General features: G+C 56.5%; 9 protein-coding genes. 3 read left to right on the forward strand and 6 right to left on the reverse strand.

Annotated elements, in window-relative coordinates:
* Positions 1–105 precede the first annotated feature (105 nt).
* Positions 106–1,710, reverse strand: a complete 1,605-nt coding sequence (locus VH599_20415; GenBank protein ID HEY7350685.1) for a hypothetical protein — start codon at positions 1,708–1,710, stop codon at positions 106–108.
* Between the two features lie 268 nt (positions 1,711–1,978).
* Entirely contained in the window at positions 1,979–4,207 is a 2,229-nt protein-coding gene (locus VH599_20420; protein ID HEY7350686.1) for an RNB domain-containing ribonuclease, read from the reverse strand.
* A 403-nt stretch (positions 4,208–4,610) separates the two neighbouring features.
* On the opposite strand from VH599_20420, the gene VH599_20425 reads away from it, so the two are divergent.
* On the forward strand, positions 4,611–5,042 hold the full coding sequence (locus VH599_20425; protein ID HEY7350687.1) for a hypothetical protein: 432 nt from the start codon (positions 4,611–4,613) through the stop codon (positions 5,040–5,042).
* A 70-nt stretch (positions 5,043–5,112) separates the two neighbouring features.
* Here VH599_20425 and VH599_20430 read toward each other — a convergent pair whose 3' ends face one another.
* From VH599_20430 to VH599_20445, 4 genes are all read right to left on the reverse strand, one after another.
* Positions 5,113–7,674 (reverse strand): protein kinase, encoded by a 2,562-nt coding sequence (locus VH599_20430; GenBank protein HEY7350688.1) that lies wholly within the window; start codon positions 7,672–7,674, stop codon positions 5,113–5,115.
* 140 nt (positions 7,675–7,814) lie between these two features.
* The gene (locus tag VH599_20435) at positions 7,815–9,827 is read right to left on the reverse strand and encodes a protein kinase (protein ID HEY7350689.1); all 2,013 of its coding nucleotides are present in this window, start codon (positions 9,825–9,827) and stop codon (positions 7,815–7,817) included.
* Positions 9,828–10,064: 237 nt separating this feature from the next.
* Positions 10,065–11,141 (reverse strand): 3-deoxy-7-phosphoheptulonate synthase, encoded by a 1,077-nt coding sequence (gene aroF, locus VH599_20440; protein HEY7350690.1) that lies wholly within the window; start codon positions 11,139–11,141, stop codon positions 10,065–10,067.
* A 668-nt stretch (positions 11,142–11,809) separates the two neighbouring features.
* Positions 11,810–13,336, reverse strand: a complete 1,527-nt coding sequence (locus VH599_20445; protein HEY7350691.1) for a cellulose-binding protein — start codon at positions 13,334–13,336, stop codon at positions 11,810–11,812.
* A 464-nt stretch (positions 13,337–13,800) separates the two neighbouring features.
* On the opposite strand from VH599_20445, the gene VH599_20450 reads away from it, so the two are divergent.
* Both VH599_20450 and VH599_20455 read left to right on the forward strand, forming a co-directional pair.
* Positions 13,801–14,229, forward strand: coding sequence for an SRPBCC domain-containing protein (locus VH599_20450; GenBank protein HEY7350692.1), 429 nt, complete (start codon positions 13,801–13,803; stop codon positions 14,227–14,229).
* 133 nt (positions 14,230–14,362) lie between these two features.
* Complete coding sequence (locus VH599_20455) at positions 14,363–15,535, forward strand: aminotransferase class V-fold PLP-dependent enzyme (GenBank protein ID HEY7350693.1); 1,173 nt, start codon at positions 14,363–14,365, stop codon at positions 15,533–15,535.
* Positions 15,536–15,636: the final 101 nt, after the last annotated feature.

Genomic DNA, 15,636 nt, shown 5'->3' on the forward strand with positions numbered 1-15,636 from the left:
TCACCTTTTTTAATTTCCATAGTGCTTAACGCAAAGCAGAGGCCAGAAGTTTCATCTTCTTTATACTCTATCAAGCAAGAGTGGTTTAGAGGTGGCTCTTATTGGTCAGGTTACTGGCGGAGACGGGGCAGGCACACATAAGAGTGCGATATGTTGGGTATCTATCTCCTGGCAAAGCCAGTTCCGCGCTAGAGTGATGACCTGGGCAAGCGGCACAGTGGTTGGCATGAGTAACCAACGAATCCCATAGGTATTGATGATCTGATTCCAATCTGGCTGCCCGTTAAGTAATGCCTGATAATCGTGCAGGGCGCTTTCGTCAAAAGCGTCGGTTCTGGCATCAATCATGATTGGACGTTGGGGAAGTGACCACTCAATGTAATGGGACCATTCCAAAACGGTAAAGCCTGTGCCGTTTGGGAGTGCGCTGCCAGGGATTGCCCCGCGCTTGATGTTTTGTACTGCTTCCACCGGAAGGGCAGTCGGTGAAAAGTGGGCGCCATTGCCCCGCGCTGTCGCTCCTGGGAGCATTCCTGTGAAGAGGAGGGCAAGTACAAAGAGAGCAACCAGCATTCCCAGGAGGCTGGAGCGCAGGTGAGCCTCCAGCGATTCAATCTTCCAGGAGCCGCGAAACAGAGCCTGACAGCACTGTGTAAGTCGTTTATTCTTATCTGCGGTGGCCCATTCGGCTATCCAGGATGTAAGTTCACGTCCCATGATAGGGGCAACGATCACGCCCCAGAGCGATAGAAAGTAAGGAGAGAAGAAAGTCAGGGCAGTGAAAACGCCTACTAACGCCCAGCCGAGCGCCCCAGGTTCACGAGTGGCAAGCTGCGCCAGTCGGCGCTCATTATCTGTGGCTCGCAAGTCAGCGGGATGAGCAGCACGGCCTCCCGCCAGCCAGCCACGCAAGATACCACAGGTTCCCAGCAGCAGAAGCAGGGCGAGAAACAGTTGGCCGGAGAGTTGGTGTATATCTGGTGAGAGTATTTCCCCCGTCTGACCTGACAGCGGTTCGTTGGAGAAAACAGAACCAGCATGCGCCAGTCCGGCAAAGCCCCAGGGTGTGAGGAGGGACGCCAGAAGGCACGCTATCAATACACGAGTTAGCTGCCAGCGGCGCACATCCACATTGCGGGCGCTTGCGGCGTTTGGGAAGAGCCAGACCAGCGCGGTTGCTGTCCCCAATACAACCAACCCGGCGATATAGCTGCTGTCAAGGTTCGCCCAGAGTGCCAGCGCAAACGGCAACGGCCAGAGCTTGCGCCCAGTATTATTGCTTTGCCAGTACGACCAGAGCTGCTCAGACCACCAGAGAGCCAGGAGGAGCGAGAAGATTTGGGGGGTTGCCTGCCAATCAATGGATGTCAGCGCAAGCGCCGCTGCCGTGAGGGGCAGCGCCAGCAGCAGCGACGTTCCGCGCTTGCGAACGGCTCGCAAAAGGAACATGGCGGTGAGAGCAACGATCAGTCCTACCAACCCCAGCAGGCCATTGAGTCCGAACAGACTCAAGACGCCCGCAAAAATGAGATCGGAGAGCCATTCCCAGGCGACCAGCGGTTGCCCATAGCCGACACTGGTAAGCGTATTTGCGGGAACCAGGCCACCATGCAGCAATATATCGCTTCCAAGCCGCAAATGGAGCGCAACACGATCATCCCCGCCAGGGATAGCGCCTTGTCCAAGCAGGATCATTCCCAGCAGCGCCACGCTAAAGACGATGCTCCCTGAAGATGGAGGCAGGAAGCTTGTGGGGCTATGCTTTGTTGGCGTTTTGCCGGAGACGCCTACAGATTCGGTTGGCGCGCTTTTTATAGCCAGTGATTGATCGGTGATAGTTTCCTCCTCATCCGACGTTCCTCGCGTTTACCGCTCTCCTCTACAGTATAGTCTGGGAAGGCTTTCGCTGGCAAATGGTAACGAACTCCTTATCTGGTACCATACTGTAGGGTGCGAAAAGGACGGGGAAGACACCAGCTTATAGTTCCAGATGTCCCAGCGCCTGGAAAGCAGCCGCCTGCGCAGCCTGCCTTTTCGTCTTTCCTGTCCCGCTCCCTGTTATAGCGTGATCATCAGTTAGCAGCACCGCGCACACACACGAAAACAGTTCATCATGTTGCTGACCGAGACGTTCGTATGTATAGGTAACGGCCCTGATGGCAGCCTTTTGCTGCATCTCGTGCAAAGTGCTCATGGCAGTCTGGTTATCGGCTGGAACCGCATGAATAGCCGCCTCTAGAGGTGGCTGAGGAATGAGGTCAAGTAACTGCTGTGCAGCCCTTTGTTCAGCCTGGACCTTTGTCTTCCCCTCCCCCTTTGCTGAATATTTCCTGCCATGCGCGACCACCATCCCTTCGACTGAAATGAGCGGCGCGTGAGGCGGCCCAGATCGGCTTTCCTCGATATACACGGGACGTTCCCACCTGTGCGCCTGTGCTTGTTCCTGAAGCTGGCCCTTATAATTGGGCGGCGCCGCATCCCTGGGTATTGGAGCCGCACGGGCATCGGAACGCTGGCGTGAGTCATCACCTGGCCCATCAGCTATGCTGCCATTCCCTGAATCATCCAAAGAAGCCTCGCTGCTTCCCCTGGCAATGCAGATTAAGAGTTCGACGCCCGCCAACTGTTTTGCCCGATTTTTCTGCTGCGCCTGCTGCCAGGTAGATACATATTCCCGCCCGGCAATGTTCACAGTGACGCGAGCCTGAAAAGAGGGCGTGTGTTCCACCAGAGTAGAAAACTCATAGGCGGGGGCGCTCCAGCCAAGGGTTTGATGCCCCATGAGCAGGATACTCGTCGCATACTCTGGAGTTCGTTGAAGTGCTTGCAACGCTGCCGTCCTCACACGATCCCAGGCTGCTTCACTCGTATTGAAGCGAAACACCAGAGTAAAGAGGTCATGGGCATCCAGTTGGCGTGCCTCCAATCTCCTCAGGATTTCTTGCTCGACGGCTGGTACAAGCCCATACCCCTCAGCGGCTATTCTGATGACGCTGTGAAACGTTCTGGCATTCAGGCGGGATAAGGACAAGCTCGAAGCCGTTGGATCTTGCGCATCTTCTTCAACGATTTTTTTGACGCGCCGAGTATGGAGGTCGAGAAAATACGCCTGTTTCGCCTCTTTGACGGCCTGTTCTCGTTCATTGATACTGGCGGCAATGTGTTCAAGCTCTGCTCTCGGATAGGGAGAGCTTTCTTCATTGAGTACAGACAGGAGAATCCGCTGATTCACCAGATCGGAATAGCGGCGTATCGGCGAGGTCATATGGATATAGGCCGGCAGATTTAAGCCAAAATGCCCCTCCAATGTCGGGGCATACCTGGCTCGTTCCATCGCCAGTTGGAAAGTAGCACTCACCCGCTCAGGAAAGGCCAGCGTTGGCTGCTGAACCGCCATGTCCAGCATTTGGAGTAATGTGAGCCGCTCTGGAGCGATAGCCCTGGCCTTCTGATTCCGATACAACGCCAGGATACCTTTGTTGGCGAAAAAACGCGCAAAAGCCTGGTTGGCAAGAATCATGAATTCAGCCGTAATAAGCTGCGCCTTATATCGTTCTCCTGTACCCAATTTGTGGAGGAACCCTTCCTCCGTCGTGATCCATCCGGCTGGCAGATTATACACCGCCAGCGCGCCCCGTAATCTTCTGCCTCGCAGCAATCCCTGTGCAATCTCATAGGCCAATTGGAGCATAGGCGCCAGATCAGTCTGCGCGTGGTCCAGCTCGCGCTCGACGACGGCGTAGCTGAACCGTTTGCTGCTGGAGAGAGTAGTCAGCGTGATGTCTGGTTCGCCAGGATACAATTGAGCGTCTAATGGGATTGCAATCGTAATGGCAGGACGAGGGCGCCCCTCCAACAAGCTGAGACGGTCTTCTGATAAGGGTCGCGGAAGCATGGGCCGGTAACGCTCACCTTCATAACGGGTAAAAGCCCTCGTGAACGCTGCTTGATCCAGCGCAGGCGTCAGGCGCGGGGTGATCCAGGAGCCAACATCAGCGATACTGACCTGAAGCTGATAGCCACCTTGCGGCAATCGTTCAAGCCAAAAGGCATCATCTAAATCTCGTGAAGTGGGGTTATCAATGGTAATGCCCTGCGCGGCTGGTCGCCCGGCCATGCCCTCGATGATACTCTCTGCCACTATCTGCGCTTCCGCAATGGCCGCAGGAGAAAAAGCTCGCTTGGGGTTCTCGTACTGATATACCATGAAACCGTTGTCCTCGCAGAGGCCATACGCTCAAACACCAACTTGCAGCCGTTCGCAGTCCTCTGCGCCTTGAGGGAGCGCATAGCCTCGCACTCTCCCTAGAATATCGCATCTTACCGGTCTGAACAACACGATATCAAAAGGAACAAAAGAGATGTGATGTAGAGTTTTTCACCGCTTGCCTCTTGCAAAGAGCGCAGCCTTCTTGTATCATATAATATATGACTGACCGCCCACCCACTTTAGCCTGTCCCTCTGCTATCGTTTCGATGCCAACCTCTTGCATCGTCTAGAGATCGGGCTTACCTGGCTCGACTTTACGATGAGCCAGGCGAGCGGAGAGCGATGGTCCACCGTCTGAGCCAGGCTGGCTCTGGCTGTACTCAGTCGAAGGAGGTTCTGGATGGTCCTCGCAGATCTGTTTACCCTGAACATGAATGTAGGCTCTGGCTTCTTTGTAGTGAGTGTGGATATTGGCAGAGGGCGCGCCTTTGCTGACCTGCTCGCCGTTACCGTCTCACTTGCCGGATACACAATTACCTACAACCTGCTCGATCTCCTCCTGATCCTGGGCATCTCCATCGTCGCCGCCGTACTGGTGGAGCGGCTCGCGGGCCAGACTACCCCTGGAGGGCTGTTCGGGGCCTTTATCATTGGCCTCATCGGCATCTGGATCTTCATCACCTTCGTGCCGCTCACCTGGAATCAGGACTTCAAGGTACCCAATACCCATGTGCCGCTGATTACGTCCTTCATTGGCGCAGTTCTCTCGATCCTGGTAGTGCATTTCTTCAAAGGCGCCTTCAGGAAAAAGCCGAAGCCAGCCAAAGCTTAGTCCAGGGTTAGTCAAAGCCCAAGGAATGGCGCTCTTGCAGCGATCAGGCGGCCTACTCGCTCGGAATGACTTACACTCCTGGCTCCTGCAAGACGATCCGAATACGCGCTGGGTCTGATGGCAACGTCTGGCCGAAGCCGCCAGAGAGTTTGATTGCGGCCTGGGACACGCCCGGCTGGCTAGTGAGAATCCGTTGGGCGTCCTGGGCGCGCTTGCCCGCGATTACGCGCGCCAACGCTTGTAGTTGGGCGCCAGAGAACTGGTGAGTCCAGACGCCTTCGGCGTTCACTGTGAGCGTGACCGTGCCAAGCTCGTCAGCGGGTACGGCAGTGATCGCTGTTTTGATCGTACCCATCAGGGTATATTCTTCTCCGAGGTCCGTTGCAGCCTGCTGTATAAGTAAACTCGCAGCCATCTGCGCTGCCCCATCGTGATCGTAGACCTCCCCTGTACAGAGGAAACTCACTGAGACGGTCACAGCAGGCGCCTTATCCCCTGCTTTATGGTTGGCGCTCTTCTTTGGCGTGCATTGTGGCGTGCCGACCAGTTGCTCACCCTGCTGCATCTGCGCTTGCAAGATTTGCTGGGGGTCGGGCTGATTAGCCGAGATCAGGCTGTTCTCCGCGCCATCAATATCGCTCTGCTTGACCACCGGGCCGTTGTACGCATCCCGGCCTCCGGTGAAATTATACCTGGGAAATACATACCAACAGGGAGGAACGGTGTCCGCAGGAACACACGATCCATCGTTCCCATACCAATCGAAAGGGGAGCCGCTGCCACAAGTATCGGAGGCAATAACATTGCCGATTGATCCGGCCTGAAGGACATGTCCAGGCGCAAAGGCAACTACAACTGGGTCTCCTGCGCGCCCTCCCGGAGGAAGCGTCACGGTGGTATCGAGTACCATTTCTATCTGTGGGTGGGTACAACCATTACCAGCATTATTTGGGAAAGTCGTTCCCGCAGTAAAAGTCACACCGAGCGTTGCATTATTTTCAACTACCAGCGTCCCGTGCGCCTGGGTAGCAGAGAGCGTTGCATGCCCCGTCGCCGTGGCCGTTTTCGTCTGGGTTGGCGTCGTTACCGAAAGCATCCGCGCCCCCACCTCTTGCTTGGATGCATCGGGCGTGCCGGGTTCCGCTGAGAACGTATAGACGTTGCTCACTTCTTGACTCGCCGGGGTAATCGTCACCGTCGCTGTTGCCCCCAGCAGCCCGTAGGCCAGCCCGCTCCCAACCAGCGCCAGTACGACCAGCACAGTTGCAGCGATCAGAATGAAGCGCCGTTTGCCCCCATGCCGCCGAGCGCCTTCAGGTATAGGCCCAACCGGGGCTGCCAGGGCTACCACTGGCCCGGCCTGTTCCGCCCCGACTGCTCCTTCGGGAGCGCCTGCTGCATCCCCAGCGTCCTGAGAGAGCGTATCCGCCAACGGCGGCGCTGTTGGCGTCTCTGCGTCCTCCGTCCAACCCGGAGCCGCCGGGGCGCTGGCTTCGCGCTCCGGGCGCTTTCCCAGATCAATCGTCTCAGGCAAGGGCAATGCTGTTGGCCCTGTGCTGGCCGCTGCCCATCCCTGGGCAGCCGGTGTGGGCGCTTCCTCAGCCAGCGACCTGGACACGGGTGGCGCTGATGCTTCTACGGGAGGACTGATGTAAGTTGGGGCATTTGCCATCGTGTCACTGATGAGAGGCGGATCGGGCAGGGCATTGGTGATCTTCGGGGAAGATTCGGCGCTGATGCGCGTCTCAGCGCCTTCTGTTTCCAGCGCCTGCACAGCGTCCTGGAAGGCAGCGGCAAAAGCCGTCACGGAACTGAAACGTTCTTCCGGGCGTTTCGAGAGTCCCTTCAACAGGACAGCATCCACTCCATGAGACAGGCGGGGATGATGTATGCTGGGAGCTTCCGGCAGCGTGTTGACGTGCTGAAACATAATCTGCATGGGGCTGCCTTGAAACGGCGGACGCCCGGTGAGGAGTTCATAGGCCATGATCGCCAGGGCATATTGGTCCGACGCCATGACTGGCTTCCCCAGACACTGTTCAGGCGCCATGTAGGTTGGCGTCCCCCGGATCGCCTGGCTGGTATTGGCCGTCGCTGCCGTGAGGCGGGCGATCCCAAAATCAGCCAGCAGCACATCGGGGAGCGTGGCGCCTGGGGCACGCGCGCGCAGAAGGAAATTGGCTGGCTTGATGTCCTGATGCACAATCCCATGATCGTGCGCGTGCTGGAGTGCTTCGGCAGCCTCGCTCACCAGATGGGCGACCACCGATGGTGGCAGGATACCATCGGACGCCTGGCGACGGACCCAGGCCGCCAGCGAGCCTTCCTTACGATAAGGCATGACCAGAAAGGTCAGGCGCATCTGGCCGATCTGGGTTTCTCCATATTCATGCAAGGGCAAAATGGCAGGATGATCCAGAGCAACAATAGCCTGTGCCTCGCGCAGGAAAAGTCGGGCGGCTTCATCGTTGGTTTGGGGGCCAGGGTAGGCGTCCAGATCGGCGCGCACAACCTTGATAGCCACCTTTTGTCCAATGCGGGGGTCTTCGGCCAGATACACTTCGCCCATGCCACCACTGCCCAACAGCCGGACGATGCGGTATCGTCCCAGGTGTTGGCCTTCCAGGGCCATACGCCACCTCTCAAGCGCGGAGTTCCTCACGAACCACGGAGGTCGAGGAGTGTTACAACACAACTATATCACCGTCACGTTGGCATGCACAAGGCGGACGTGCTCTTTGCAACGGGGAGAGAAAGCCCGGAGCGTCTCCCTCAGCCGAGAAAGCCTCGATTGAGAAGCCGGATGGCATCAGCGTAGAGGAGATCAGAGGTCGGAGCGCCCAGTTCGGCTCCGATGAGCCGTCGTCCGTTGCGGGTCGCCGAGAAAACAATACAAAACCCGGCGGCTGTACTCGTTCCCGTCTTCACCCCATTTGCTCCCGGATACATACCCAGCAACTGATTGGTGTTATCCCAGGGATAGTGATGACGATCCGTCTGCGCCGGAACATCATGGTGCTTTGTCTGCACAACCAGGGCAAAGGTTGAGTTCTTCATGGCATACTGCGCCAACTTCACCAGATCCGCAACAGTAGAGAAATTAGTGGACTCCTCCCCATGCGGGCTGGTAAAATGCGTGCCCTTCAGCCCAAGAGCGCCTGCTTTGGCATTCATCATTGACACGAACTTCGCTGTAGAGCCTGCGATAGCATGAGCAATCACAATGGCTGCATCGCATCCAGATGGCAGCATGAGTCCATAGAGCAAATGAAGTATTGACATATTGTCATCGCCCACCACAAGCTCGGCTGAAGTGCATCCAGCCGGTACCTCATCCAGTTCCGCTTGCGTGATGGGCGCGACGTTGTTGGCGAGATCACCACCATTCTCAATCGCAAGAATGGCGGTCATAATTTTAGCGATGCTGGCAATAGGCAGGCGCGCGTGAATATTGGCGCTGTAGATCGCCCGGCCCGTTCCGGCATCGATCAGATATTCCGCCGCGCCATTGACAAATCGGACAGGGGTAGGCGACGGTGTGGGCAAGGGGGTTGGCGTTGGGGTATCTGTTGGTGTTGGAGACGGCGTGGGCGATGGGGCAACAGCAACAGCAGACGCGCTTTGAGAGAACACCGAAGAAACGAACGGGATGGTGAGCGGAACCAGGGCGATCAGACAGACGAGCGCCGCAGCCACAACAAGCCCTTGCAGGGAGGGCCGACGTATGCGTCGTTTGAGCAGGGGCCGAACAGGTGCGCCAGGAAATGGGGAAACTTCAGAAACCTTTGGTCCGCCTGCCCCTGTTGGCAGCCCTGGTTGTGACGGACGGGGCGGTTCTATTGCTAACCGCTGGAGTTCTTGCTTCACCGCCTCTATGCTTGCAGGTCGCTTTGTCCTGTCTGTTTCCACCATCTGGGAAATGAGCGCCTCCAGCCCGGCTGGGTAAGCCAGTCGCAGCGGAGCGAAGACAAAGGGATTTTGGGAGGGGTCGGTCCCACTGAGGAGTTGGTGAAGCGTCGCGCCCAGGCTATAGATGTCTGCCTGGGGCGTCGTTTGCACTTTACCGTATTGCTCTGGAGCCGCATAACCAGAAGAGCCAAACGGAGCAGTGTCTTTGGTCTGGCCTGGCTTAAAGAAGCGCGCGATTCCAAAATCAATCAAATAGAGACGCCCATCAGGCATCAGCATAATATTGGAAGGCTTCAGGTCTCGAAAGACGATGGGAGGTTGACGAGTATGCAGGTAGCCCAGCACGCCTGCCAATTGGATGCCCAATTGGATGACCTCCGGCGTCGGCAAACGCCCGCCAGGAATCTGGGCGAGATGCGCCTCCAGTGTTTCTCCCTCAATGAAGTCCATGACCAGATACCAGTGATCTCCCTCGGAGAACTGTTCATAGATACGGGGGAGGTTGGGATGGGTCAGTTGGGCCAGTAAAAGGGCCTCGCGCTGGAAGCTTTCGGTGAGTTCTACTATATCCTCTGGGCTAAGTCCGCGTGAACTCATCTCCTTGACCGCCACGAGGCGATTGCCCAGATGTGTATCAGCGGCACGATAGACTGCGCCCATGCCGCCCTGGCCTACCTGGCTTAGTAAGCGGTAACGGCCTCGAAGCAGATGCAGATTCGGGATGGGGGCAGTAATGGCGCCGCTGATAGATTGTCCAGGAGGGTTCCCTGGCGCCGAATCAGCCGTGCCGAGTGTGTTTCCACAGGCAAAGCATGCTGTCGCATCCGGCGCATTGGCCGCGCCGCAGATAGCGCAGTAGAAAGGCGAAGACTGCACTGGCTCCCTCCTCTACTCCCCGCCACCTTACCGGGCATGTTACTCCTCGGTTGGGGCGGTTGCGCTTGCATCAGTGACTGGCCTGCTGCGCCAGGAATATGTCCATCTGCATCAGAGTATTCACTGTTGAGATAAAAATATTGTAGACGAGCAGGATGCAAGCGTCAAGTGCTGGAAGTCAGACAGGGTTATCCGCCCCTTCTGGTCGCGCCACCTGTGCAAGAGCGAGCCGGACTACTACGTCATCACATTGCGTCCGATGGCTGCGGCGACCGCATGCACTGTAGGCATCAGTTGACTGAACTGTTCGATAGTCTGCGATTGCGCGCCGTCTTTGAGTGCCTCGTCGGGATTAGGATGAACTTCAATCAGCAATCCATCCGCGCCAGCCGCGATTGAGGCCAGCGAGAGCGGAGCTACCAGATCGCGCCGCCCGGTACCCTGGCTGGGATCAGCGATAATTGGCAGATGGGAGAGGCGCTTGATCATCGGAATCGCGCTAATATCCATAGTATTGCGTGTCATCTTCTCAAACGTGCGAATGCCGCGTTCGCAGAGAATTACATGAGGGTTGCCCTGGGAAAGAATGTATTCGGCAGCCAGCAGCCATTCCTCGAACGTCGCCGACATACCGCGTTTCAGCATCACCGGCTTATTGATCTTGCCTACCTCGTCGAGCAGCATGTAATTCAGCATATTGCGCGTACCGATTTGCAACACATCAGCATAGGCGCAGACCAGTTCAACATCGGCGGGCGTCATCACCTCGGTAATTACCGCCAGGCCAAACATATCGCGGGCCTTTGCCAGCAGTTTCAGACCTGGTTCGCCCAGTCCGCGAAAGCTATAAGGGGATGTGGAAGGTTTGAATGCCCCGCCGCGCAGGATCACCGCGCCTCGTCTTCGTACCGCTTCAGCGGTGGTCATCAGTTGCTTCTCGGTTTCTACGGTGCAGGGACCAGCCATCATGACGATGCTTTTGCCGCCGATGGGAACCACACCCGATGACGCGCAAGCCGCAGGAACCTCAACGATTGTGTTCTCAGGATGAAACTCTCGGCTGGCAAGTTTGTAGGGTTTGGAAACCTCCAGCACTCGATCAACACCGGGCACCCCTTCCAGAGCATCACCGATTGAAGGATTGATGCCGCCCGCCGTTGTCCGTGTGCCAGAAGGGCCTACCGCTCCCAGGACACCAATCACGGTCAATTCGGTTCCACGCGAAAGATGTCCGCTCAGTCCGTGATTTTTGAGGAAAACCAGCACATGTTCGATTTGTTCATCACTACAGTGTTGTTGCATGACGACGATCATAAAATTGCTCCTTGTGCCGAAAATGAAGAGATGTTGAAAATGAAGGGCAAGCGCCCGGCTCCTTTCTGCGAATACTAATTTCAAGCAAACAAAAAAGCAGAGGTTTTTCCTCTGCTTTGTCCAGCATGCTGGTGGATGTTTTCGCTCAGCCGAAATGGCCCACCATCATGCTGGAGGGCTATACCAATAAGAAAAACGCTGGTGTAGGTATTGCTGCTTGCTGAGCATCAAATCGTCACATCCTATTACCTATCAAGGGAAGAGGGGTGTTAATGACAGGATTATAGCGAGTACGACCATCACCTGTCAAGGTTTTCAAGCGGATTTGTAGCCCCCGGCTACAGCGTTCTCACGCGTTTTTCTCTATACCTTGAGTATGCTTTGTCCCCTGAGAGGCCAGGCATACTCGTGCGGAAAGGCGAGACATCGTGAGCCAGGCAAAGCAGAACCGAAACGCGGCCTCTCAGGAGGGTATCTTGATAAAGCGATTGAAGCCGCGCTCATCGTGCTGCTAATTATTGATGATAGGCGCGCAGGGCCAGCACACGCGGCGCTTCCACCAGCAGATTCGCCAGGCGGCTGAGCAGGAGCCACTTGTTGAGCCGTCTGAAAGGCGGCTCAACAAGTGGCTCCTGCGAGCGTTCATCAAGATGTGATCTGGTAACTGCTTACGCGCTGGCAATACAGCGGTGTGGTGTCAGCAGAATAAGCGACATCGAATAGGGCGAAAGGGGCTGCAAGAACGTTTGCGCAAACGACGGATGAACGGTAGACTGCAAAGAGCCTGACTCCAGCCCATAGCTGTAGATTTCCGCACTGAACTGCCCTAAATCCTGGCTCAGCCCGGCTAAAGCCAGATTGACCGGATGCTCCGCATCATGGTCTTTGTTAATCAAGAGCAGGGCGATCTGTCCGTTCTTCTTGCTGATCGCATGCACCGTCAGTTGCGTCTGGCCCGGCGCAGAAGCTTGCAGCATGTGATCCCCAGGCGAGGCCAATCTGGTCAACAATTGCAGCGCATAGTAGGGCGCGAAGGGCGTATTTGCTGGCGGTTCCTTGAAACCAGGCGCCTTGCTCCCGCTCGACAGAATCCCATAATCGCCATACTGTGTATCTCCAGACAGTGAGGCGCTGTTGTTCTGGCCGGTGGTCATGCCGTTGTGTAACCCCCACCAGTCAATATTCGTCACACCATTTTCCAGCCAACTCAGATAACTGTCGGCCAGGAAAAGCCCATTGATAGGGCTTACCGTCTGCTTGCCAGGGTTGAAGTTAACCGAGTTGGTCTCGGTAATCATGATTTTCACCTTGCTGGCATGGCTGCCGCAGTTCTGGTTGATCTTGTCTCGCAGCGTAGCGACCATATTGGTAATCTGATTGGTGCTGCTCAGCAGACCCGAATCGGTTTCGCTGCCGGGACTCTGCGGATACCAATGGACAGCGGCAAAGTCCATCTGCTGGCAGGCAATCGAAAGCACATTGTTGTTCCAATCAGGATTGGACCCATCGGGCCAGTTGCCCGGCGCTGTCAGCACCAGTCCGACCTGAATCGTTGGGTCAACTTCCTTCATGGCCTTGATAAAGTCGAGCGCATTCTTCGCGTAGGCAGCCGGGCCAATCTCCTTGTGCAGATCAACTTCCCACTTCGCGCCATAGCTGCCATTGCCGTAGACCTCGTTGCCAACCTCCCAATAGCGCACCCCATAGTGTTTGTCGCTGTTGGCATAGCGCACCCAGTCTGCCGCCTCTTGCGGATCGCCGCCCCCAGTGCCAGCCGTATTTGACCCATAATTGACAGTCAGCATCGGGCGAGCGCCAGCCCGGCTTGCCACTTTCATGAACGCATCAAACGGGTCTTTCGGGTTGACGCTCCCGTATTTGGTGGATGTCACTGTATTGGTTTTCCAGTGATAGAAATCGGCAGTCGAACCCCCAGGAAAACGCAAAACATTCACGCCTGCCTGGCGCAGCAGTTGAGCCACGCCGGGATCGAGCAAATGCGCGTCCCAGGCGGCGGTGTTCAGACCAAAGGCGGTATCAGGGATAGTTCCAAGGGATGACTTCACGTTGACAGTGACCTGGACGGCGGCGCTTGCCGCGACGGCGCTTCCCGCGCTCGCCACAAACGCAATCAGAAGCAGTGACGAGCTTAAAAACGTATACACAGCTTGCCGCGCCTTCAGGTTCTTCAGCATGAATTACCTCCTGTCGAGGGACTACAGGGTTCTTCCATCGCTTGGTTGGTTCAGGCCAACCGACCTATCACTTTTGCCAGCTTACTCATCGTCGCTGCAAGGGCTTTTTCTAAAATGAGGCGCACTGGAGTGCGCGAACTAAGCAACTATACTCAAAACCGATACCGAAACCGATTTCGTTATCGGTTACGCGCAGTATAGCAGAGCATGTCAAGGTTGAGTAATCTCTCTTATGCTGTGCTGAGAAAAGCAGGAAGACTATGCGCCAGGTGAGGCAACAGGAGGCGCTGTTCGTGGAACGCGAACAAATCGGCAGGTGGCTATTGCCAGACTGACAAAGAGCTACTATAATACCATCCCGACTGGCGAACTCTTATGCGCTAGATCGCTTTGCCGACGTGTGGATCGTGGAGCGGGGGCGCGAACCGGAGGGCGCTGGAGAATATTTGAGGAGGAAGTTTTTCATGGATTTCAACGGAAATCACGAGTTTGCGGGGAGCCAGAGCAAAGTCTACGCGGCCTTTTTCGATTCCAATATTTTAGCCGCCGCAGTCCCTGGCTGCAAAGAGGCGAAGTGGGTTGACCCTCAGACGCTGGAACTGGAAGTGGAAATCACAAAAATCCCCGGCCTCAACGGGATTTACGAAGGCCAGGTGAAAGTGACAGACCAGCAAGAGCCATCTCATTTTAAGCTGAGCGTCCAGCGCAATTCGGTTCAGGGAACCGCTACCATTGACCTGGCCGACGCGGGCGGCAAGACCAATCTGAGCTACAAGTTCGAGGCCAGCTTGCAAGGGGCGTATAAGGTTGCCGATAATATAGTCGGCGCCCAGGCGGTCAAAATGCTGCTCGGCCAGTTTTTCAAGCAAGTGGAGAAACAAATTAGCGGCTAGGTAGATTAAGGGAAGTGGGTAGCTGGCAGTACAGCTAGCTGCCCACTTCCTTATCATCCGCTTGCCATTCGTCCCGGACTATCAGAAGGAAGGGAAGCGCCCTGATGAGTAATGCTCTGAAGGCCGCACGACATTGACTGACAAGACGTTGCCAATCTCACAACCCGGACACGAGTATCTTCTCCGAACCGGTATGGCTTTCCTGAATCACGGGAGCTTTGGAGCTTGTCCCCGGCCCGTCTTTGAGACTTATCAGCACTGGCAGCGCGAACTGGCATCTCAGCCTGTAGAGTTCCTGGGACGACGCCTCCACGGGCTGCTCGCTGCCGCGCGCGAGCAGTTGGCTGCTTATGTTGGGACGAATGCAGATAACCTTGTTTTCGTACCTAATGCAACAACCGGCATGAACATTGTGGCGCGCTCGCTCCGGTTGCAACCTGGCGACGAAGTGCTGGGAACCAATCACGAGTATGGCGCTGTTGAGCGCATCTGGAGCTTTATCTGCGAGCAATCCGGCGCTCATTATCGTTCTCAGGCTATTCCGCTGCCGGTCTCCAACCCTGAATCTCTGATCGATCATCTTTGGCAAGGCGTTTCTGATCGCACGCGCATCATCGTTATCAGCCATATCACCTCGCCAACCGCGCTTATCTTTCCCGTCGCAGCCATCTGCCGTCGGGCTGAAGCGCAGGGCATCCTCACCGTCATAGACGGCGCGCATGCCCCTGGGCAAATCGAACTGGACCTCGATACCCTCCGCGCCGATTTCTACACGGGCAACTGCCATAAATGGCTCTCTGCCCCTGTGGGCGCTGGCTTCCTCTATGCGCGGCCAGACCGGCAGCCTTTGCTGCATCCACTGGTAGTGAGTTGGGGCTGGCGGGCGCTCAAGCCCAGCCCTTCTTCATTTCAGGATTACTTCGAGTGGACCGGCACCGCCGATCCCTCTGCGTACTTGAGCGTCCCCGCAGCCATCGAGTTTCAGGCCCAACACGATTGGCCCCAGGTCCGCCTCGCCTGCCATACACTCGCAGCCCAGGCCCGCGAACGCATCGCTTCGCTCACTGGTCTGGAACAGATATGTCCTGACTCGCCGGAATGGTGGCGTCAGATGTGTACCATACCGCTGCCCGTCTCCGAGAGAGCAGCCGCAGAAGCCCTCAAGCAAGACCTGTGGGAGACCTATCAGGTCGAAGTCCCCATCGTGGAATGGCAAGACTGCTTCTTTGCCCGCATCTCTATTCAGGCATACAATTCCCCCAACGACATAGACCGGCTCATCGAGGGTCTGACCCACCTCTTGTAAGATCAGGCAAACCGGTTCCACCAATTATCGGGGACGGCGCCTGTAGCGCCGCCGTCCTGGCGGCTCGCCACTGGTAGCGCCGCCGTCCCGGCGGCTCAACG

The sequence above is a fragment of the Ktedonobacterales bacterium genome, from assembly GCA_036557285.1.
Taxonomy (GTDB): Bacteria; Chloroflexota; Ktedonobacteria; order Ktedonobacterales; family DATBGS01; genus DATBHW01.